Consider the following 20,568-nt stretch of genomic DNA (forward strand, 5'->3'; position numbering starts at 1 on the left):
CGTTCGCGAAATGCGAACGCTCTGGAAGGTTATCGCGGTCTCAGGGCCGCCTTCGCGAGCAAGCCCGCTCCCACATTTGGAACGCATTCCAATGTGGGAGCGGGCTTGCTCGCGAAGAGGCCGGCCCAGCCAGCGAAGAACTTTCAGGCCGCCCCCCGCAAATGCTCAAACAACATCCGGCTCACCGGCGACAGCAATGCCTCATCGCGCACCACCAGAATCAACGCCCGATCGGACCATTCGTCCGTCAACGGCACCGCATGCAAACCCAGCGCCCGGCCGAACAATTCATAGGCCCGCTGCGGAAGGATGCCGATCCCCATGTTGGCCTGGACCATGCGGCACATGGCATCGAACCCCGGCACATGAATGCGCACCCGCAACACCTTGCCTGCTTCGCGGGCCGCTGCATGGGTACGCATGTTGATCGAACTGGCGGCATGCAGCCCAACGTAATCGCTGCCCAGCGTATCGGCGAACGCCACGCTCGACCGGCTCGCCAATGGATGGTGCGGCGGCATCAATACCACCAGTTTGTCCTGGCGATACAGCACGCTGTGCAGGCCTTTGATGTCACTGTCGATGGAACAGATGCCGAGGTCGGCCACTCCATCGAGCACGCCTTGAATCACCCCGGCGCTGGGGCGTTCTTCGAGGTCGGTCTTGACCTGTGGGTGACGTTCGGAAAAATCCCGCAGGTCCTCGGGCAAAAACTGAATGATCGCCGACAGGTTGGCGAGCATCCGCACATAACCGCGTACACCGTGGCTGTGCTCGCCCAGCTCAAGGCCCATTTTCTCGACGTTGAACAACATCTGTCGGGCGTGGTGCAGCAACGTTTCACCGGCCGGCGTGAGGGACATGCCCTTGGCCTGACGCACAAACAGGCTGATGCCAAGCGCCTCTTCCAGCTCCATCAAGCGCTTGCTCGCTGCCGAGACGGCAATCGCTTCGCGTGACGCGGCACGGGTCAGCGTGCCCTCCTCATGGACGGCGACAAACAGTTGCAGAGTGATCAGGTCGAGACGGCGGATCAGGCTTTTTTGCAGCATCGGGTACTCGGCGAAGTCGGCTCGGGCGAAGTCGCAGCATAGCGTTCTTCGCCCGAGTCGTGCCGTGGTGCGGGCACTCGGTCGTGATAAAGTCGCCGCCCAAAGACCTTTTGCCGTGAGACGAAGACCGCAATGACCGATTTCCAGGATGTCGATGCCCAACTTGAAGACTGGAACGCTCTGCGCAGCACGGCTTCGTTCAGTGGATTGCTGGTGGGCAACGGTGCCAGTCGTGCGGTGTGGGACGATTTCGGCTACGAGTCGCTGTTCGAAAATGCCCGCACCGTTGAAGAAAAACCCCTGAGCCCGTCCGAGCTGAGCGTGTTCGACGCGATGCAGACCCGCAGTTTCGAGCAGGTTCTGAGCGCCTTGAAAACCACCAGCCGGGTCAACAAGGCCCTGGCTGTCAGCTCCGCCGCCCCGCGCAATCGCTACTACGCGATCAAGGAGGCGCTGATCAACAGCGTGCATGCGCTGCATATCCCGTGGCGGCTGGTGGTGCCTGCGACGCTGGCGACGATCAATCAGGAACTGGCCCGCTACCGCACGGTTTTCACCACCAATTACGACCTGCTCAACTACTGGGCAGTACAACACCAGCCTGAGGCGATCAGCGATCTGTTCCAGGGGGCCGAACCCGCTTTCGACCTGAGCGACACGGCCACTGATAAAACCCGTTTGCTGTACTTGCACGGCGGCCTGCACTTGGTGCGCAACCAGGACGGCACGGCGCGCAAGCTGATGTCGACCGAGGGCACGTTGCTGGGTAACTTTGCCATCAACAACACAATCAAGACCCTCGACGACGTGCCGCTGTTCGTCAACGAAGGGCCAAGCGCGGACAAGCTCAAGACCATTCGCAGTTCGGACTATCTGTCGTTCTGCTACGAGCAATTACTCGGTCACGGCCAGGCGCTGTGCATCTTCGGCCATGCGCTGGGGGAGCAGGACAGCCACATCATCCACGCTTTGCGCCTGGCAAAACCGCAGGTGCTGGCGATCTCGATTTACCCGCGCAGCAAGGCCTTCATCCAGCACCAGAAGCGGCACTACGGGAAAGTGTTTGAGGGGACTGGGGTTGAGTTGCGGTTTTTTGATTCGAAGAGCCATGCGTTGGGGAGTCCAAAGTTATCGGTTCCAGTCGAAGTTTAATACTGGCCGATCTGACGCTTTCGCGAGCAAGCCCGCTCCCACAGGGGATGTGTGTTGAATTCAAAGCACCGGCAACGTCTTGTCCTTGATCACCGTCGTCGGGCCGTTGGCCTTCACACTGGCGATACCTTTCTCCATGGCGGCCTCGGAGGAATAGGCCTCGCTGCTGCCGATGATTTCGTGATTACCCGCCTTGAGGTTGAAATACGGATGGCCATCCTTGGTGGTTTTCTTCTCGTAGCGCTCATCCAGCGGGCTGTTGGCCTGGACCGAGGCGATGCCTTTTCCGGCGGCGGCGTGGGTGGTGTACAGCTCGCTAGTCAGAATGGTCTCGGCGTTGGCCGCCTTGAGGACAAACCTGAACTGGCCATTGCTGCTTTTGCTCACTTCATACCATCCGGACATGCTCTTTCTCCTTGGCGATTGAGAGGTTGCGTGCTTCACAGTAAAGACCAGGCCGGGATTTCTGTCGCCTGAACGGCCCCCCTTCGCGGGCAAGCCCGCTCCCACAGGTTCAGCGTAATCCCTGTGGGAGCGGGCTTGCCCGCGAAGGGGTCGACACAGTTTTGACTACTTCACCACTGCCCGCACCACCGACAATTCCGGCACCTGAGTCCGCCGCTGGCTCAGATACCGCGTACAACTCACCCGCAAGAACGAAGCGAAATTGACCACCTCGCCGCGATAGTCCATCACCTCTTCATACAGCTTGGCGATCAACTGATTGGTGGTCATGCCATCGACCTCGGCGATTTCGCTGAGGATGTCCCAGAACTGATTCTCCAGCCGCAGGGTGGTGACCACCCCGCAGATGCGCAGCGAGCGGGAGCGCGATTCGTAGAGTATCGGGTCGGCTTTGACATACAGCTCGCACATGGAAATGTCCCTCGTTACAGCGTGATTTTGGTACCCAGCAAACCCAGGAAACCGGCCAGCCAGCTCGGGTGCGCAGGCCAGGCCGGCGCCGTGGCCAGATTGCCCTGAACATGACCGTCCGTCACCGGAATGTCGATATACGTACCGCCCGCCAGTCGCACTTCCGGAGCGCAAGCCGGATAAGCGCTACATTCGCGGCCTTCGAGAATACCCGCTGCCGCCAGCAACTGCGCGCCATGGCACACGGCAGCGATCGGCTTGCCGGCCTTGTCGAATGCACGCACCAGTTCCAGGACTTTTTCGTTCAGGCGCAGGTACTCCGGCGCACGACCGCCCGGAATCAGCACGGCGTCATAATCGGCGACGTTGACCTTGGCGAAATCGAAGTTGAGGGCAAACAGATGACCGGGTTTTTCGCTGTAGGTCTGGTCGCCTTCAAAGTCATGGATCGCCGTGCGCACGGTCTGCCCGGCGGTTTTGTCCGGGCAAACGGCGTGCACCGTGTGGCCGACCATCAGCAGCGCCTGGAACGGCACCATCACTTCATAGTCTTCGACGTAATCACCAACCAGCATCAGAATTTTTTTCGCAGCCATGGGGAGGACTCCTCTGGAAAATGCGTGGGCATGCAGGAGTATTCAAGGTAGTCCTTATCCGTGGGGGTGGGTAATAACCTGCTACTACGGCGTTATCGTTCTTCGCGAGCAAGCCCGCTCCCACAGGGGGAACGCATTCCAATGTGGGAGCGGGCTTGCTCGCGAAGAGGCCCGCAAACTGTACGGATAAGTCTGTGCCTAGCTGTAACAGCGCAAACCCATGGTTTATGGCTTTATGGAGCCTTACCCCATCCCCCAAGATTCTGGTTGCCATCATGTCCTCGCGCGAAAACACCGGCATGGCCCTGGGCCTGCTCGGCGTTGTGATCTTCAGCCTCACCCTGCCCTTCACGCGGATCGTCGTGCAGGAACTCCACCCGTTGCTCAACGGCCTGGGCCGGGCACTGTTTGCGGCGGTGCCGGCGGCGTTGCTGTTGCTGTGGCGCCGGGAAAAATGGCCGACCTGGAAGCAGGTCAAAGGCCTGACGCTGGTAATGGCCGGGGTGATCCTCGGTTTCCCGGTGCTGTCGGCCTGGGCCATGCAAACCTTGCCGGCGTCCCACGGTGCGCTGGTCAACGGTTTGCAGCCGCTGTGCGTGGCGCTGTACGCCGCGTGGCTGTCCCATGAGCGACCGTCGAAAGCCTTCTGGGCCTGCGCCGCATTGGGCAGCGCGCTGGTGCTCGGTTATGCGCTGATCAGCGGTGCCGGCAGCATTCAGGCCGGTGACTTGCTGATGCTTGGCGCCATTGCCGTGGGCGGACTGGGCTACGCCGAGGGAGGCCGACTGGCCAGGGAAATGGGCGGCTGGCAGGTGATCTGCTGGGCGCTGGTGTTGTCGACGCCGTTGCTGATCGGCCCGGTGGTGTATCTGGCGCTGCAACATCAGGGCGAGATTTCCGCCAAGACCTGGTGGGCCTTCGGCTACGTCTCGCTGTTTTCGCAGTTCATCGGCTTCTTCGCCTGGTACGCCGGGCTGGCCATGGGCGGCATTGCCCGGGTCAGTCAGATCCAGTTACTGCAGATCTTCTTCACCATCGCCTTCTCGGCGCTGTTCTTCGGTGAACATGTGGAGCCGATTACCTGGCTGTTTGCCGGCGGGGTGATCGTGACGGTGATGCTGGGCCGCAAGACCGCAGTCAAACCCAGTGTGGGAGCGGGCTTGCTCGCGAATGCGACTCCCCATTCAACACCGATATCGACTGACCCAACGCCTTCGCGAGCAAGCCCGCTCCCACAGAATCAGAGGTAGCCGTCGGAGCGCAACAGGGTTTCCAGGCAATGCTCGCTGATGTGATAGAAATCCTTCAGCTCCTGAATCTTCGCCAGCAACTGGGTCGGGTCCACCGGTTCGGCGCGTTTGACTGCCAGGATCATTTTGTTCTTGTTGGTGTGGTCCAGTGAGATGAACTCGAACACCTTGGTCTCGTAGCCGCAGGCCTCGAGGAACAACGCACGCAAACTGTCGGTGACCATTTCCGCCTGCTGGCCCAGGTGCAGGCCGTATTGCAGCATCGGCTTGAGCAGCGCCGGGCTCTGGATTTGCAGGCGGATCTGTTTGTGGCAGCACGGCGAGCACATGATGATCGAGGCGCCAGAGCGGATGCCGGTGTGGATCGCATAATCCGTCGCGATGTCGCAGGCATGCAAGGCGATCATCACGTCCAGCTCGCTCGGCGCCACGCTGCGCACGTCACCGCACTTGAACACCAGGCCGGGGTGCTCAAGCTTGGCGGCTGCCGTGTTGCACAGGGTGACCATGTCTTCACGCAGCTCGACACCGGTCACCTCGCCTTCGGCCTTCAAGGTGTTGCGCAGGTAATCGTGGATGGCGAAGGTCAGGTAGCCCTTGCCCGATCCGAAGTCCGCCACACGCACCGGTTTGTCCAGCGCCAGGGGCGACGAGGTCAGCGCATGGCTGAACACTTCGATGAATTTGTTGATCTGCTTCCACTTGCGCGACATCGCCGGAATCAGTTCATGCTGCTTGTTGGTTACACCAAGGTCGGCGAGAAACGGCCGGCTCAAGTCCAGGAACCGGTTTTTCTCGCGGTTGTGTTCGGCGGACGGCGCTTCACGCAATTGCTGAGGTTTGCTCTTGAACAGCGATGACTTGCCCTTTTTGCTGTATTCGAGCTGGGCTTCGTCGGTCAACGACAACAAATGCGCATTTTTGAACGACGCCGGCAGCAACCCGGCAATGCTCGCCACACCTTCGACCAGCGGCAGGTTCTTGGTGATATCGCGGGTCTTGTAGCGATAGACGAAAGACAGGCAAGGCTGCGCCTTGACCGTCACCGGCTTGATGATGATCCGCTGCAGGTCAGTTTCATCGCCCGCGTACTTGGCCAGCACCAGTTTGATGAACGCATTGTGCTCGAGGCTGGCTCGCAGCAGCTCGATGAACTGGGCGTGATGATCCGGCACGAGGCTGGCGGGAGTGGCGGTGACGGACATGGAAAAACGGCCTCAGGCGATGCAAATCGAAGAATGCCGGTATTTTAATGGGGACGAGGACTTTGGGCACGGGGTTATTTTGTGGCAGGTCCCAGTCATTCAGGCCAGGACCTCAATACAACCGTTGAAACCTCAGGGTTCCACCAGGCGAAGCCTGCGGCTGTTCGGCGAGTTAATGATGTGTTTGACGATCAGCCCCACAGGCACCGCCCAGGTCAGGCCATTGGCAGGATCAGTCACCACGGCGACCGTTTCGGAACTTGCATCGATGTCCAGGCGCCGACGGTCGTTGCACGACTTGAGTACGCCATAGGCTCGGCTGACCAGCCTTTCCGCCAGGTGCATCGGTACATCCATATTCTGCAGATGCTTCACCGCGCGACAAAACAGGACTTGATCATCGATCCCCCCGTCACTTTCATGACGCCCCAGAAACGCCTGGGCTATAGCCAATAGCTCCTGATTCAGTTCTGCATTTTCATCGATGACCTTCATGCTCACGTCTCCTGCGGCACTTCAGTCGTTGCAGGACTTGCTGCAACAGGCCGGGCGGCATGGCGCAAATCGGGTCCGGCGCAAGGCAGGCGTACGGCCGGATTAGGCATGCCACTGGGCGAAAGTTCATGGGTCATTTCAAATTCGGCACGTACCGACCAACCGCACGCTTCCGACGTACATTGCAAATACGCCACCCGCAGGAAAATATGTCGGCCCTCGCTGGTACGGATGCGCATCCTGTTCAAGCAGTGCGGGCACACCATTTTATAAGTACTCATACTGGATTCCCGGCGGTCATTGGGTGGCAATCAACCTGATCAAACGCAATACTGTTTGAGACATTCATCGCGGTGCTCCGGCCTTGCGAACAGTGTCTGCCAGACATAAGGAAGTGCATCGGGCAGACGCGTAATGGGTTCGAGCCATGCTCGTAGGAAATCACCCTGATACCATTAGGAAGTTTCGTCATCGTATTCTTCTGACTCATCTTTGATGATTGATTACTTACAAGAAAAAAAGTACTCATTACGCATAAATTAGGCACTCAAAAAGCATATGTCAAAAGGAAGAGGCTCAAATTGCGTAGCAAAAAATCACAAGCTGTTCTGGCTCGACTAAAGCAAGTAACGGGTACAAAAACCGATGCGTCCTTATCTTCCGCGCTACAGATCAGCCCGCAAACCCTTAGTAGCTGGAGAGGCCGCGACAGCACGCCGTACTCATTATGCGTAGAAATCGCTCAAGCGCGAGGTATCTCCCTTGACTGGTTGCTGCTGGGTGAAGGGCCGATCCTGAGACAAACCGTAACTGATTCCCCGGAGAGTAATCAGGCAAGCACAACGCGGGAAAACACCATTCTCGCGCTCTGGCGGTTGCTCGACGAAGATGATCGCTGTGCCATACAAAACGCATTGGTAGAAAAGCAACGACTGCGTGATATGGAACTCAGGCTTTGCGAAATGGCCTCTATCCTGGCAACACTCAAACCTTCGAGTGAAACGTGATGACCCAGGTAATCTGAAGCTTCATTGCTTCAAGACGTGCCACCCAGGCAACCCATTCACGGACCATCATTTTCGCCCTCTCAAGTGTCGAATGATTTCGCCGATGCCGGCGCTATCGACCCATTGCATGAGCTTGATGCTGATGGGAATAACGATCAGCGCACACAGAAAGGCTGTTACGCCAGCTGTCAGAAAAGGCGCCAGTGGATGTGCGACAGGCGTAAAGAGGTAACCGACACCTGCAGACAGCAACCAGGAACCGATGCGCTGCCAGGCCTTGAAGTTGGTGCGAGTGGTAGTGACCAGCCACGCTCCGAGCATTGCACCGAACAGTGCCTCGCCATCAACAACCGGCAGTGTGGAAATTCCCATTCCCAACATGAGCCCACTGATGCCGTTGTAGGTCGAATCAGTCAGGCTCATGCGCACCTCGCGCAACCACCGAATCCACGACGATCGCTCCCGACTCGATCGCCTTGAGTAGTGCGGAATTGCGCGAGCTGACGTCGAACTTTCGGCGAATATTGGTGAAGTGAAAATTCACGGTCGATTCCGAGCAATTCTCGATCCTGGCGATTTCCCAGGAGGTTTTGCCCTTGAAACACCACATCAGGATTTGAGTTTCTTTCGCCGTCAGCCTTGCCGTCGGCGTACTTCCCTCTGCGCCAGAAGCTACCCGTGCCACAGAGTCAATCGATTGTTGGGTTGACATAAAAATCCCTCTAAGCGGGAACACCCGTCGCTGGGCGTCCACTGTTAGAGAGAAATACTGACGACCAGGCCGAACCCGGACAATCAACGGGAGTTGTAGCGGCGCGCCCTACACAACGCCAGGAAAAGTCTTAGCCGAGCACTACCAACCGATTCGGCAACTCATTGCGCACGTGGGTCACAGGCACATGTACCTTGAGCAGCTCGCCACAGGCTTCGATACATTGGACGAACCCCTGCAGCGTCTGCCCCTGCTTCACCTGCTGGGTAAACGTGGCGACGATCGCGTCCCAGTTCTTGTTGTCCAGGCGACTGGAAATCCCTTCATCCACCAGGATCTCCACATAACGCTCGGCCTCGGAAACGAAAATCAGCACACCGGTACTGCCCTCGGTGTGGTGCAGGTTCTGCTCCAGGAACTGCCGGCGTGCCAGGTTCGAAGCGCGCCAGTGGCGCACCGAGCGCGGGATCAGATGGGTGGTGACTTTCGGCAGGCGGAACACCAGGCACAGCACGATGAAGATGGCCCATTGCACCATCAGCAGGCTGTGCATGGTCAGCCAACCAGTGAGGTAATGCACGATGCCCGGCACCAGCAGTGCCAGCAGGCTGGCCCACAGCAACGGGATGTACGCATAGTCGTCGGCGCGGGCCGCGAGCACAGTCACCAGTTCTGCATCGGTGTCGCGCTCGACCCGGGCAATGGCCTCGGCCACTTTGCGCTGCTCGTGTTCAGTCAGTAATGCCATGTCGTGAATTGCCTGCTCATTATTATTATCACCAGCCGCCGGACGAACCGCCCCCGCCGAAACTGCCCCCGCCGCCGCTGAAGCCTCCACCTCCACCGCCGCCGCCAAATCCACCACCGCCAAAGCCGCCCCCGGATCCTCCGGAGCCGCCCCGGCCGGCGGGAAGGATACCGAGCATCTGGCACACAAAAACAGTCAGGATGAACAACATCAGCAAAAACACCAACAACCCGGGATGTCGCGAGACGAAATCGTCCCCCGGATCGCCTCGGGATTCATACGCCGTGGAGGGTTCGTCCAAGGGGTTGCCGCCCAGCACTACCAGCATCGCCGCCACGCCGTCGCTGATGCCTTTACTGAAATTGCCGGCCTTGAACGCCGGGGTGATGACCTGATTGATGATCACTGAACTCTGGGCGTCAGTCAGGCGATCCTCCAGGCCATAACCGACTTCGATGCGCAGTCGGCGCTCGTCCCGGGCGATGATCAGCAAGGCGCCGTTGTTCTGGTCCTTCTGCCCGATGCCCCAGTGGCGGCCGAGCTGGTAACCGAAATCGGCGATGTCGGTGCCCTGTAAATCCGGCAAAGTCACGACCACAAGCTGCTCGCCAGTGGCTTGTTCATGGGCCTGAAGTTGTCGGGTGAGTTGCTCGCGCACCGATGGCTCGATCATCTGCGCGTTATCGACCACCCGCCCGGTCAGCGCCGGAAAGCTCAGCTCGGCCCGGGCCGTGATTGTCATTACCCATAACAACAGCAACAGGCCCGTTTTCAGGACGCGCATTGGCAACCTCTTGCGTGGTGACGTCGATGACCGCTTATCAGAATTTGACCTCTGGGGCCTTTTCCGAACCCGGTGTGGCTTCGAAGGTCTCGCGCACCGGCAGGTCGCTGTACATCACGCTGTGCCACAAACGGCCAGGGAAGGTGCGGATCTCGGTGTTGTATTTCTGTACCGCGAGGACGAAATCACGCCGGGCCACACTGATCCGGTTTTCGGTGCCTTCAAGCTGCGATTGCAAGGCGAGGAAGTTCTGGTTGGCCTTGAGGTCCGGATAACGCTCGGAGACCACCATCAACCGGCTCAAGGCGCCACTGAGCTGATCCTGAGCCTGCTGGTACTGCTTGAGTTTTTCCGGGTTGTCGAGGGTCGAGGCATCCACTTGGATTGAAGTCGCTTTGGCTCGGGCTTCGATCACAGCGGTCAGGGTCTGCTCCTCATGTTTGGCGTAGCCCTTGACGGTTTCCACCAGGTTGGGAATCAGGTCGGCACGGCGCTGATACTGGTTCTGCACCTGGCCCCAGGCAGCCTTGGCCTGTTCGTCGAGGGTCGGGATGTTGTTGATGCCGCAGGCGGTCAGCAACGTGGCCAGCATCAACAGCGTGGCGACCTGCAGGCGCGAACGGTAGGTTGGACTTACATTCATCAGGATGATGCTCCCTTGTACATTTCATGAAAAAACCGACCGTGAATCCTTCTGAGCCGGCTCTTGGGGCATAATCGCCCGCGCCTCTGGATTGCAACGGGCCAATGGGCTAAAAAGAGGCCCTGCGCGAAAACGCATCCGCCATTTGGCTGTCGTATTCCGAGCCTGCATCCGAACAACAATAGTCGCTCCCTAAATTTTGGCTGGCCGGCGTGTGCATCGCCGTTTGGGCCCTTGAGAAAACTATTCATGAAGAAGCTGTGTTTGCTGGGCCTGTTCGTCAGCCTGGCCAGTCATAACGTATTGGCCGCCACGACCCCCGCACCTCTGGAGAACAAGGACGCCTTCATCAGCAACCTGATGAAGCAAATGACCCTCGATGAAAAAATCGGCCAGCTGCGCCTGATCAGCATTGGCCCGGAAATGCCCCGGGAGATGATCCGCAAGGAAATCGCGGCGGGCAACATCGGTGGTACGTTCAACTCGATCACCCGCCCGGAAAACCGGCCGATGCAGGATGCGGCCATGCGCAGCCGCCTGAAGATCCCGATGTTCTTCGCCTACGACGTGATCCACGGCCACCGCACCATTTTCCCGATCCCGCTGGCCCTGGCTTCGAGCTGGGACATGGACGCCATCGGCCTGTCCGGGCGCATCGCCGCCAAGGAAGCCGCGGCTGACAGCCTCGACATCACCTTCGCGCCGATGGTTGACATCTCCCGCGACCCGCGTTGGGGCCGCACCTCCGAAGGCTTCGGCGAAGACACCTACCTGGTGTCGCGGATTGCCGGCGTAATGGTCAAGGCGTTCCAGGGCACCGGCGCCAACGCCGCCGACAGCATCATGGCCAGCGTCAAGCACTTCGCCCTGTACGGCGCGGTCGAGGGTGGCCGCGACTACAACATAGTCGACATGAGCCCGGTCAAGATGTACCAGGACTACCTGCCGCCCTACCGCGCCGCCATCGATGCCGGCGCTGGCGGGGTGATGGTCGCGCTGAACTCGATCAACGGCGTGCCGGCCACCGCCAACACCTGGCTGATGAACGACTTGCTGCGCAAGGAGTGGGGCTTCAAGGGCCTGGCCGTCAGCGACCATGGGGCGATTTTCGAACTGATCAATCACGGCGTCGCCGCCAACGGTCGCGAAGCAGCGAAGCTGGCGATCAAGGCCGGCATCCACATGAGCATGAACGACACCCTGTACGGCAAAGAGCTGCCAGGGCTGCTGAAGTCCGGCGAAATCCAGCAGAGCGACATCGATAACGCCGTGCGTGCGGTACTCGACGCCAAGTACGACATGGGCCTGTTCAAGGACCCGTACCTGCGCATCGGCAAGGCCGAGGATGACCCGGTCGACACCTACGCCGACAGTCGCCTGCACCGTGCCGAGGCCCGTGATGTGGCGCGCCGCGGCCAGGTACTGTTGAAGAACCGGAACGAAACCCTGCCGCTGAAGAAAACCGCGAAAATCGCCCTGGTCGGCCCGCTGGCCAAGGCGCCGATCGACATGATGGGCAGCTGGGCCGCCGCAGGCAAGCCGGCGCAATCGGTGACCCTGTTCGACGGCATGACCAACGCGCTGGGCGACAAATCGACTCTGATCTACGCCCGTGGCGCCAACATCACCAGCGACAAGAACATCCTCGGTTACCTGAACTTCCTCAACTTCGACGCCCCGGAAGTGGTGGATGACCCACGCCCGGCGAACGTGCTGATCGACGAAGCGGTGAAAGCGGCCAAGGACGCTGATGTTGTCGTTGCCGCCGTCGGCGAATCCCGTGGCATGTCCCACGAATCGTCGAGCCGCACCGACCTGAACATCCCGGAAAACCAGCGCGAGCTGATCCGTGCCCTGAAAGCCACTGGCAAACCGCTGGTGCTGGTGTTGATGAACGGCCGTCCACTGACGATCCTTGAAGAGAAAGAACAGGCTGACGCGATCCTGGAAACCTGGTTCACCGGCACCGAGGGCGGCAACGCCATCGCCGACGTGCTGTTCGGCGACTACAACCCGTCGGGCAAACTGCCGATCAGTATCCCGCGTTCGGTCGGCCAGATTCCGACCTACTACAACCACCTGACCATTGGCCGGCCGTTCACCCCGGGCAAACCGGGCAACTACACCTCGCAGTATTTCGATGACACCACAGGTCCCCTGTACCCGTTCGGCTATGGCCTGAGCTACACCGAGTTCAACCTGAGCGACATGGCCCTGTCGTCGACCACGCTGAACAAGACCGGCAAGCTCGACGCCAGCGTCACGGTGAAAAACACCGGCAAGCGCGACGGCGAAACCGTGGTGCAGTTGTACATCCAGGACGTGGCCGGCTCGATGATCCGCCCGATCAAGGAACTGAAGAACTTCCAGAAAGTCATGGTCAAGGCTGGCGAGCAGAAAGTCGTGCACTTCACCATCACCGAGGACGACCTGAAGTTCTACAACACCCAGCTCAAGTACGCAGCGGAACCGGGCAAGTTCAACGTGCAGATCGGCCTGGACTCCCAGAACGTGACGCAGCAGAGCTTTGAGTTGCTGTAATCCTTAAAGCTGCATGAAGTACCTGTGGGAGCGGGCTTGCTCGCGAAGGCGGTCTGTCAGTCGCCATCATCATTGACTGACACTCCGTCTTCGCGAGCAAGCCCGCTCCCACATTAGGTTTCTGGTGTTTGAAAGTTTGGGATCAACCGCGCCGATCCAGCAGGTTCACCACCACCCGATCCACCCATCCCCACACCCGCTGCTTGACCCGCCGCCACAATGGCCGGCGTTGCCATTCCTCCAGGCTGACTCGCTCACTCAAGCCAAAATCCCGTTCGAAACTCGCCGCCACCGACCGGGTCAACCCGGGGTCCAGGGCTTCCAGATTGGCTTCCAGGTTGAAGCGCAGATTCCAGTGATCGAAGTTGCACGAGCCGATGCTCACCCAATCATCGATCAAGACCATTTTCAGGTGCAGGAAACACGGCTGGTACTCGAAAATCTTCACCCCGGCCTTGAGCAGTCGCGGGTAGTAACGATGCCCGGCGTAGCGCACGGACGGGTGATCGGTACGAGGGCCGGTCAGCAGCAAACGCACATCGACGCCACGGGCAGCCGCCCGGCGCAGGGAGCGGCGAACTTTCCAGGTCGGCAAAAAGTACGGCGTGGCCAGCCAGATTCGTCGATGGCCGCTGTTCAAGGCGCGTACCAGCGATTGCAGAATGTCCCGGTGCTGGCGGGCGTCGGCGTAGGCCACCCGGCCCATGCCCTTGCCCATCGACGGCACCCGTGGCAGGCGCGGCAAGCCGAAATGCGAGGCCGGTCGCCAGGCGCGGCGATGGCGGTTGGCGATCCATTGGCGGTCGAACAGCAACTGCCAGTCGAGCACCAGCGGCCCGGTGATTTCCACCATCACCTCATGCCATTCGCTGACGTCTTCCCCCGGGGTCCAGAACTCGTCAGTGACACCGGTGCCACCGACGACCGCCAGGCTCTGGTCCACCAGCAACAATTTGCGGTGATCGCGGTAGAAGTTGCCGACCCAGCGCCGCCAGCTCAGGCGATTGTAGAAACGCAACTCCACTCCGGCGGCCATCAGTCGTTGACGCAAGGTCAGGGTAAAGGCGAGGCTGCCGTAATCATCGAACAGGCAGCGCACCCGCACCCCGCGTTCGGCGGCCTGAACCAATGCCTGGACCATGGCCTCGGCACAAGCGCCGGCCTCCACCAGATACAACTCCAGCTCAACCTGTTCTTCGGCGCGGGCAATCGCCACCAACATGCGCGGGAAGAACTGCGGACCATCGACCAGCAGTTCGAAGTGGTTGCCTTCACGCCAGGGAAAAATCGCTCCGGCCATCTCAACGCGCCGTGAAAATCAGCACCGCACTCACCGGCACTGAAAGACTGATCGCCGATAAACCGGCCATTTTGCGCAACGTTTCCAGGCCGGGCGCCAGATCGAAATCTTCGGCGTTGATCACCAGCGGTTCGAGGGTCACCACCTGGAAGCGCCGGTCATCGAGACGGGTCGCCAGCAGTTCGGCGTGGTACTCGTGTTGTTTGCCATGCAGGTCGACGGTCAGCGGCAGGCGTAATTCCAGCTGCGCGCCGGGAGCCAGGTCGTTGATCGGGCGCAGATCGATTTTCGTGGTGATCATGGCGTCGGGAAACTGTTCGATCTGGAACAGTTCCTTGCGCATGCGTTCATCGCGCAACGGGATGCCGCTGTTGATCGACTCCAGCTCGACTTCTACCTGCGCCAGCCCTTCGGGGTCGACTTTGCCGTGCAGCACCAGAAAGCGCTGCACTTCGGAAACATTGGCGTTTTTGGTGCTGACAAACGACAGGCGTGAAGACTCGCCATCCAGGTACCAATCGGCACGGGCCGACAACGCAGCACCGGCCAGCAACAGGAAAGCGAGGGTTTGGAGGGTGGAGCGCTTGAACATAGAGACTCGTGGGGCAGATAAACCTGTGCTGAACCTTAACTGGCTTGTCACAGGTTGCAAACTTTCTGTTGCCCTTTGAGCACATTCTCTGTGGCAAGTGAGTTTTAGTGGCGAGGGGGCTTGCCCCCGTTGGAGCGCGAAGCGGTCCAAAAACCATGCAATGAGTTCCATCAGACAAATCGCGATTGCAGGTTTTGCGACTGCTACGCAGTCGAACGGGGGCAAGCCCCCTCGCCACAAAGGGCCATCGCCCGGGCCTCAAAACTTCAGCGCAGTCAGGGCTGCAAGCGACAGCCCTGGCGCTCACCGATCCACACGGCGCTGTTGCTGCGGCCCATGCCGCTGACCGTGACTCGCTTGCCGGCAGCGTCATCGGTAAAGCCGCTGGCGGGCAGCCACTGCTTCACATAGCGGTGGCAGTACCCGGTGTCGTTACCCATCACATAGCGGCACGAGCAATATTCCTTGGCGGTGTAAGCGCTGATGATGTCGGGGAACGCCCACAGGGCCGTCCGCTCGTGCCAGATCCAGCCGAGCAAGGCAACCAGCAGAATCAGCAACAGCGAACCGAACGGTCGGCGGCGAAGGAAATGGATCATGGCTGCACCTTCCCGGCAAACGCCTTGAGCGCGCGTTGAAGCAATTCGTTGTGCCGGTAACTGCTATCGCGGTCATCGCCGAAGCGCACGATCACCAAGTGTTCGCTGGGGATCACATACATCGCCTGCCCCCAATGCCCCAGTGCGGCGAAGGTGTCGACGGGGGCGTCGGGCCAGGGGCGCGCTGCCCCCTCAACGGCTCGATTGAGCCACCACTGGCCACCGGGGACGGCATCGTCTTCATGGGCGTGATAGCGCGCGAACGGCTCGCGATTGAACGCCACCCAGTCCTTGGGCAGCAGTTGCTTGTCTGCCCAGCGACCATCGCGGGCCATCAACAGACCGACCCGGGCCAGATCCCTTGCAGTGAGATAGGCATAGGACGAAGCAACGAAAGTGCCCGTGGCATCGGTTTCCCAGACGGCATGGCGAATGCCCAGCGGCTCGAACAACGCAGTCCACGGATAGTCGGGATAGCGGCCGGGGCCGACGATGTTTTTCAATGCAGCGGACAACAGATTGCTGTCACCGCTGGAGTAGCGAAATGCCTGGCCCGGCGCCGCGTACTCAGCATGCGCCGCAGTAAACGCGGCCATGTCGCGGTGACCGCGGGTGTAGAGCATGGCTACCACCGAAGATTTCAGCGGTGCGTATTCGTAGTCTTCCTGCCAGTCGATGCCCGAGGCCCAGTGCAACAAGTCGGCCATGGTCGTCGAGGGGTGTTTTTGCAGCGGCGGATAAAATTTCTGCACCGGATCCTGCAACTTGAACAGCCCTTCGCCGTAGGCCACGCCAAGGACAGTGGCCATCAGGCTTTTGCTGATCGACCAGGTCAGGTGCGGTGTCTCGGCCGTCGTCGGTCCGGCGTAGCGTTCGTAGATCAACTGGCCGTCGCGGATCACCAGCAAGGCATCGGTGCGAATGCCCTGGCGAGTGGTGTCATCGCGGGATGGGAAGGCGTAAGCCTCCAGGGCTTGAAGCGCCGGACCGGCAGGCGTCGGGGCGGTCGGCCATTGCTCGGCGGGCCAGTTTTCGGCGTGGGCCGTGAAGCTGAGCAACAGCAGGAAAATCAGGGACAAGCCTTTGGGCATGGCGGGGGCTCGGAGATTGAACCTGCTGAGCCTAGTCGAGGTTGATGACAGTTCAGAAATTTGTGCTGCCAATCAGTCCGTCTTCGCGGGCAAGCCCGCTCCCACAGGGATCTCGCTCATACCAAAGATCCATTGTGGGAGCGAGCTTGCTCGCGAAGAGGCCAGTCAGGACAGTGAAGATTCCGCCAATGCCTTGGCCAACCTCTTCCCCCGAGCCCCCGCCGCCAACGCCATCACCGCTTGATCGCGCTGCCACATCGTCGCCCACTCCGGAGGTCCTCCAGCCAGTGCCTCATTCACCTCAGCCTTGAGCCCCTCGAACTGCGCAAACAACCCGCCGAGCAACACATGCCCGGCCGAACTCGTCGGCGCTTGCCGACTGACTTCCGCACACCCCGCCAGCAAAGCCAGCAATCGCAGTTGCAAGCCTTGTGGCCAACCGCACTCCTGGCCGATGCCGTACAACCACGCCGTCATCGCACTCAGCACATAGATGTCTTCCAGGGTGCGAAACGGTTTGACGTAAGCCTCCCAGCCATCTCCCGCCAGCAACTCGCACAAGGCGTTATCCAGAAACAATCGGCCGTGGCTGATATCCGGTATCAACGCAATCGGCGCCAGCTTTTCCACCCGCACACCCGGTTCATCGCGATAGATCACTGCCAGGCTCAAGCGTGAATCGGCACCGGGCTCTTCGTTACGCGCCGCCACCAGCAACCAGTCGGCGGCATCGCCGGCGGTGACGAAGTCCTTGCGTCCGCTCAGGCGCAAACCGCTCAGTCGGGTTTGCATGTCGGCCGGGCGCAGGCTGCGCTGTTCGGTGGCGCACAGCGCGCCGAGGCTCAGTGGCGCGCTCGGCCAGAGCATGCGCAATGCCGCTTGATATCCCACCAGAAACGCCAGCCCCGGCGTCGCCATCAACCGCCCGCCGAGCACGGCCAATTCAAACGGCGTGACCGTGCCCAACTGCTGCAACAAGGTCGCGAAACCTTCAGCCAGATCCGGGTTCGCGGGCAAGCGATCACGGCGGTTCAATAGAGTTTGCCAGGGCATAAGAGGCTCCTCGAGGGCTGTCATATAAGCATCACCAAAGCTTAATGGCGATGACACCGGGGCTACATAGCCTGACTTTGCACAACACGGCTAGATAAAGAAAGTCGATCCGCTGTAACCCAAAGACGGGTGAGCAGCCCGCACGGAGAATCGCCATGACTCAGATCGCCCGCATCCGCGACACCGGCAATGAACGCCGCCTGCAAGCCGAACGTCTGGTCGGCGCCGAGGCGTTGCAGGAGGCCCAGGCCTTGCGTTTCAACGTGTTCAGCGGCGAATTCAACGCCAAGCTCAAGGGTGCTGAGCTGGGTCTGGACATGGATGACTATGACGTTCACTGCGCCCACATCGGTGTGCGTGACCTGAACACCGGGCGCCTGGTGGCGACCACCCGTTTGCTCGACCACACGGCTGCCAGCAGCCTGGGCAAGTTTTACAGTGAAGAAGAATTCAGCCTCCACGGCCTGGTACACCTTAAAGGCCCGATCCTGGAAATCGGCCGTACCTGCGTCGACCCGGCCTACCGTAACGGCGGCACCATCGCCGTGCTCTGGGGCGAACTGGCCGAAGTCCTGAACCAGGGCGGCTACAGCTACCTGATGGGTTGCGCGAGCATTCCGATGCTGGATGGCGGCGTGCAGGCCCACGCGATCATGCAGCGTCTGCGCGAACGCTACCTGTGCACCGAACACCTGCGCGCCGAGCCGAAAAATCCACTGCCGAGCCTGGACATCCCGTCCAACGTGATTGCTGAAATGCCACCGCTGCTCAAGGCCTACATGCGCCTGGGCGCGAAGATCTGCGGCGAGCCCTGCTGGGACGAAGACTTCCAGGTCGCCGACGTGTTCATCCTGCTCAAACGCGACGAACTCTGCCCGCGCTACGCCAAACACTTCAAGGCGGCTGTGTAATGAGCCGGTTGCGGGTGTACGCGCGAATCGCGCGAGTGCTGATGGTGGTGACGCTGGGCCTGGGCATGGCCAGTGTGTTCGGGGTGTTCGAACGCCTGGGCCTGGCCCATTCGATGGCGCGTCGTCAGCGCTGGTCGCGGTTTTTCATGGCCCGCCTGAGCAACGCCCTGCCCTTTGACGTGACCGTCCACGGCGAGCTGCCGAAGACACCGATGCTCTGGGTCAGCAACCATGTGTCCTGGACCGACATCCCGCTGCTGGGCATGCTCACGCCGCTGTCGTTCCTGTCCAAAGCCGAAGTGCGCACCTGGCCGGTGGCCGGCTGGTTGGCGGCCAAGGCCGGCAGCCTGTTTATCCGCCGTGGCTCGGGTGACAGCCAGTTGATCCGCAAGCAGATGACTCGCCACCTGGAACAAGCCTACCCACTGCTGATGTTCCCGGAAGGCACTACCACTGATGGTCGTTCGCTGCGCACCTTCCATGGTCGCCTGCTGTCCGCCGCCATCGATTCCGAAGTGGCGATGCAGCCGGTGGCGATCCGTTATGTACGCGACGGCGAGCCCTGCACGCTGGCACCGTTCATTGGCGACGATGATTTGCTCTCGCACTTGATGCGGCTGTTTGCCAATGATCGCGGTGGTGTAGAGATTCATCTGCTCAAGCCAATTGCTTGCGAAGGTCGAGAACGTGCGGCGCTGGCGTTCGAGGCACAACAGGCGGTGCAGAAGGCGTTGTTCGGGGCTGTCGTTGAACCTCAGCGAGCACCGATGCGCCCCGCTATCGCAGCATAAACACAGATCCCCTGTGGGAGCGGGCTTGCTCGCGAATGCGGTCTGTCATTCAGCTCAGATGTCAGCTGATACACCGCCTTCGCGAGCAAGCCCGCTCCCACACGGGTTTTATGGTGTTGGGTAGTTCCGGGCAAAAGCCTGCAGCTGCGGATAGAACAACCGAAAGTCCTCGCTCAACGGTTCATACAACCGCCGCAACTCCTGCATCGCCGCCGCCAGTTCCTCCGGCCGGGTCAGGCGCCGCGAGATCCCGCTCAGCACCTGCTCCAGCACTTCGAATTCCTGATATGAACCCAACCAGTCATTGGCCACCATGTGCGGCGCAATCTTCGCCAGTCGTTCCGGCAATTGCCGCTCGCTGGACAGCACCCGGTAAACATCCGAGGTGAACAACGCCAGGGGCCGATCGGCATACAGCGTCCAGTCCCGGGCCAGACAATGGTCGAAAAACACGTCGAGCACGATCCCCGCGTAGCGACGACGGGTCAGGGAGAAACGCGACAACGCGATGTCCACCTGCGGATGGCGATCGGTGAACACGTCGATACTGCGGTGCAACTGGATGGCCCCTTCGATTTCCGCAGCGAACTGCCCTTGCAGCCGTCCCTTGACGAAATCGCCATACAGACTGCCGAGCAATTGGCCGGGACGCTGGCCACCGAGGTGAAGATGTGCGAGATAGTTCATGGGCGCAGCTTAGCACCGCCCCCTTGTATTGTTACACTCACCGTATCGTTATAACCCGATATACCGAAATGTGAGCGGGTCAGAGCCAAATCATATTTGTATATCGCGAAATACCGATTTAAAGTTCGCCTCATCGCGATATAGCGTTTTAAACATCACGAGCCCACATCATGACCATCAATCTCGACGAAATAATAAAAGCCCTGGCACACCCAGTACGGCGAGAAATCCTGCACTGGCTCAAGGACCCGACCGTCGAATTTCCCGACCAGTCCCACAGTAACGAGCACGGCGTTTGCGCCGGGCAGATCGATCAACGTTGCGGTCTGTCGCAGTCCACGGTGTCCGCACACCTGGCGACCCTGCAACGCGCCGGCCTGATCAGCAGCCGCAAAGTCGGCCAGTGGCATTTTTTCAAACGCAATGAGGAAACCATTCAGGAGTTCCTCAAAACCTTCAGTAAAGAGCTCTGATCCAGCCGAA

Annotated in this window: 25 protein-coding genes; 7 read left to right on the top strand and 18 right to left on the bottom strand. The window is 60.1% G+C overall.

Annotation, left to right across the window (positions count from 1 at the left end; translation table 11 throughout):
- Positions 1-143: 143 nt before the first annotated feature.
- Complete coding sequence (locus tag ABIA48_RS08000; RefSeq protein WP_429487770.1) at positions 144-1,052, bottom strand: LysR family transcriptional regulator; 909 nt, start codon at positions 1,050-1,052, stop codon at positions 144-146.
- A 132-nt stretch (positions 1,053-1,184) separates the two neighbouring features.
- Here ABIA48_RS08000 and ABIA48_RS08005 point away from each other — a divergent pair, with 132 nt between their 5' ends.
- Positions 1,185-2,204 (top strand): DUF4917 family protein, encoded by a 1,020-nt coding sequence (locus ABIA48_RS08005; protein ID WP_429487771.1) that lies wholly within the window; start codon positions 1,185-1,187, stop codon positions 2,202-2,204.
- Between the two features lie 60 nt (positions 2,205-2,264).
- Here ABIA48_RS08005 and ABIA48_RS08010 read toward each other — a convergent pair whose 3' ends face one another.
- The 3 genes from ABIA48_RS08010 to ABIA48_RS08020 all read right to left on the bottom strand — a co-directional run bounded on the left by ABIA48_RS08010 (position 2,265) and on the right by ABIA48_RS08020 (position 3,676).
- Entirely contained in the window at positions 2,265-2,609 is a 345-nt protein-coding gene (locus ABIA48_RS08010; protein WP_429487773.1) for a YegP family protein, read from the bottom strand.
- 165 nt (positions 2,610-2,774) lie between these two features.
- Entirely contained in the window at positions 2,775-3,080 is a 306-nt protein-coding gene (locus tag ABIA48_RS08015) for a ribbon-helix-helix domain-containing protein (protein WP_007982997.1), read from the bottom strand.
- A gap of 14 nt (positions 3,081-3,094) precedes the next feature.
- On the bottom strand, positions 3,095-3,676 hold the full coding sequence (locus ABIA48_RS08020; protein ID WP_429487775.1) for a DJ-1/PfpI family protein: 582 nt from the start codon (positions 3,674-3,676) through the stop codon (positions 3,095-3,097).
- Positions 3,677-3,951: 275 nt separating this feature from the next.
- On the opposite strand from ABIA48_RS08020, the gene ABIA48_RS08025 reads away from it, so the two are divergent.
- The gene (locus ABIA48_RS08025) at positions 3,952-4,926 is read left to right on the top strand and encodes a DMT family transporter (RefSeq protein ID WP_429487777.1); all 975 of its coding nucleotides are present in this window, start codon (positions 3,952-3,954) and stop codon (positions 4,924-4,926) included.
- On the opposite strand, the gene ABIA48_RS08030 is transcribed toward ABIA48_RS08025, so the two are convergent.
- The 3 genes from ABIA48_RS08030 to ABIA48_RS08040 all read right to left on the bottom strand — a co-directional run bounded on the left by ABIA48_RS08030 (position 4,917) and on the right by ABIA48_RS08040 (position 6,907).
- A complete protein-coding gene (locus ABIA48_RS08030; RefSeq protein WP_429487779.1) occupies positions 4,917-6,131 on the bottom strand; it encodes a class I SAM-dependent methyltransferase in 1,215 nt (404 codons plus the stop codon). The two genes, ABIA48_RS08025 and ABIA48_RS08030, sit on opposite strands and share 10 nt — an antisense overlap.
- A 132-nt stretch (positions 6,132-6,263) precedes the next feature.
- Complete coding sequence (locus ABIA48_RS08035) at positions 6,264-6,626, bottom strand: hypothetical protein (protein ID WP_007983007.1); 363 nt, start codon at positions 6,624-6,626, stop codon at positions 6,264-6,266.
- 2 nt (positions 6,627-6,628) lie between these two features.
- Positions 6,629-6,907 (bottom strand): ogr/Delta-like zinc finger family protein, encoded by a 279-nt coding sequence (locus ABIA48_RS08040; RefSeq protein ID WP_081501379.1) that lies wholly within the window; start codon positions 6,905-6,907, stop codon positions 6,629-6,631.
- A 300-nt stretch (positions 6,908-7,207) separates the two neighbouring features.
- Between ABIA48_RS08040 and ABIA48_RS08045 the strand changes: the two genes are divergently transcribed.
- Complete coding sequence (locus tag ABIA48_RS08045) at positions 7,208-7,633, top strand: helix-turn-helix domain-containing protein (protein ID WP_429487781.1); 426 nt, start codon at positions 7,208-7,210, stop codon at positions 7,631-7,633.
- Between the two features lie 66 nt (positions 7,634-7,699).
- Here ABIA48_RS08045 and ABIA48_RS08050 read toward each other — a convergent pair whose 3' ends face one another.
- From ABIA48_RS08050 to ABIA48_RS08070, 5 genes are all read right to left on the bottom strand, one after another.
- Complete coding sequence (locus tag ABIA48_RS08050; RefSeq protein WP_429487783.1) at positions 7,700-8,056, bottom strand: putative holin; 357 nt, start codon at positions 8,054-8,056, stop codon at positions 7,700-7,702.
- Positions 8,043-8,345, bottom strand: coding sequence for a helix-turn-helix transcriptional regulator (locus ABIA48_RS08055; RefSeq protein ID WP_429487785.1), 303 nt, complete (start codon positions 8,343-8,345; stop codon positions 8,043-8,045). Before ABIA48_RS08055 ends, ABIA48_RS08050 begins: the two co-directional genes overlap by 14 nt.
- 130 nt (positions 8,346-8,475) lie before the next feature.
- Entirely contained in the window at positions 8,476-9,093 is a 618-nt protein-coding gene (locus ABIA48_RS08060; RefSeq protein WP_007983021.1) for a TPM domain-containing protein, read from the bottom strand.
- A 28-nt stretch (positions 9,094-9,121) separates the two neighbouring features.
- Positions 9,122-9,877 (bottom strand): TPM domain-containing protein, encoded by a 756-nt coding sequence (locus ABIA48_RS08065; protein ID WP_429487788.1) that lies wholly within the window; start codon positions 9,875-9,877, stop codon positions 9,122-9,124.
- Positions 9,878-9,914: 37 nt separating this feature from the next.
- Positions 9,915-10,520, bottom strand: a complete 606-nt coding sequence (locus tag ABIA48_RS08070) for a LemA family protein (RefSeq protein ID WP_429487790.1) — start codon at positions 10,518-10,520, stop codon at positions 9,915-9,917.
- Positions 10,521-10,769: 249 nt separating this feature from the next.
- Here ABIA48_RS08070 and bglX point away from each other — a divergent pair, with 249 nt between their 5' ends.
- On the top strand, positions 10,770-13,061 hold the full coding sequence (gene bglX, locus ABIA48_RS08075; protein WP_429487792.1) for a beta-glucosidase BglX: 2,292 nt from the start codon (positions 10,770-10,772) through the stop codon (positions 13,059-13,061).
- Between the two features lie 142 nt (positions 13,062-13,203).
- Here the strand turns inward: bglX and ABIA48_RS08080 are convergent, their stop codons facing one another.
- The 5 genes from ABIA48_RS08080 to ABIA48_RS08100 all read right to left on the bottom strand — a co-directional run bounded on the left by ABIA48_RS08080 (position 13,204) and on the right by ABIA48_RS08100 (position 17,696).
- A complete protein-coding gene (locus ABIA48_RS08080; RefSeq protein WP_429487794.1) occupies positions 13,204-14,361 on the bottom strand; it encodes a phospholipase D-like domain-containing protein in 1,158 nt (385 codons plus the stop codon).
- Between the two features lies 1 nt (position 14,362).
- Positions 14,363-14,953: a YceI family protein gene (locus ABIA48_RS08085; RefSeq protein WP_429487795.1), complete on the bottom strand. Its 591-nt coding sequence runs from the start codon at positions 14,951-14,953 to the stop codon at positions 14,363-14,365.
- A gap of 275 nt (positions 14,954-15,228) precedes the next feature.
- Positions 15,229-15,552, bottom strand: a complete 324-nt coding sequence (locus tag ABIA48_RS08090) for an amidase (protein ID WP_429487797.1) — start codon at positions 15,550-15,552, stop codon at positions 15,229-15,231.
- Positions 15,549-16,643 carry a serine hydrolase domain-containing protein gene (locus ABIA48_RS08095; RefSeq protein WP_429487799.1) on the bottom strand — a complete coding sequence of 365 codons (1,095 nt, stop codon included), beginning with the start codon at positions 16,641-16,643 and terminating at the stop codon, positions 15,549-15,551. The genes ABIA48_RS08090 and ABIA48_RS08095 overlap by 4 nt, the downstream gene beginning before the upstream one ends.
- A gap of 165 nt (positions 16,644-16,808) precedes the next feature.
- Positions 16,809-17,696, bottom strand: coding sequence for an acyl-CoA dehydrogenase family protein (locus ABIA48_RS08100; RefSeq protein ID WP_429487801.1), 888 nt, complete (start codon positions 17,694-17,696; stop codon positions 16,809-16,811).
- A gap of 155 nt (positions 17,697-17,851) precedes the next feature.
- Here ABIA48_RS08100 and olsB point away from each other — a divergent pair, with 155 nt between their 5' ends.
- Together olsB and ABIA48_RS08110 are read left to right on the top strand one after the other, a co-directional pair.
- Positions 17,852-18,607 carry an L-ornithine N(alpha)-acyltransferase gene (olsB, locus tag ABIA48_RS08105; RefSeq protein WP_429487803.1) on the top strand — a complete coding sequence of 252 codons (756 nt, stop codon included), beginning with the start codon at positions 17,852-17,854 and terminating at the stop codon, positions 18,605-18,607.
- Positions 18,607-19,398: a lysophospholipid acyltransferase family protein gene (locus ABIA48_RS08110; protein ID WP_007983051.1), complete on the top strand. Its 792-nt coding sequence runs from the start codon at positions 18,607-18,609 to the stop codon at positions 19,396-19,398. Before olsB ends, ABIA48_RS08110 begins: the two co-directional genes overlap by 1 nt.
- A 108-nt stretch (positions 19,399-19,506) precedes the next feature.
- Here the strand turns inward: ABIA48_RS08110 and ABIA48_RS08115 are convergent, their stop codons facing one another.
- Positions 19,507-20,085 carry an ACP phosphodiesterase gene (locus ABIA48_RS08115; protein ID WP_429487805.1) on the bottom strand — a complete coding sequence of 193 codons (579 nt, stop codon included), beginning with the start codon at positions 20,083-20,085 and terminating at the stop codon, positions 19,507-19,509.
- 170 nt (positions 20,086-20,255) lie between these two features.
- Between ABIA48_RS08115 and ABIA48_RS08120 the strand changes: the two genes are divergently transcribed.
- On the top strand, positions 20,256-20,558 hold the full coding sequence (locus tag ABIA48_RS08120; protein ID WP_007983055.1) for an ArsR/SmtB family transcription factor: 303 nt from the start codon (positions 20,256-20,258) through the stop codon (positions 20,556-20,558).
- The last annotated feature ends 10 nt before the right edge of the window (positions 20,559-20,568 follow it).

Source organism: Pseudomonas sp. S30_BP2TU TE3576, assembly GCF_050436025.1.
In the GTDB taxonomy this organism is placed as follows: Bacteria; Pseudomonadota; Gammaproteobacteria; order Pseudomonadales; family Pseudomonadaceae; genus Aquipseudomonas.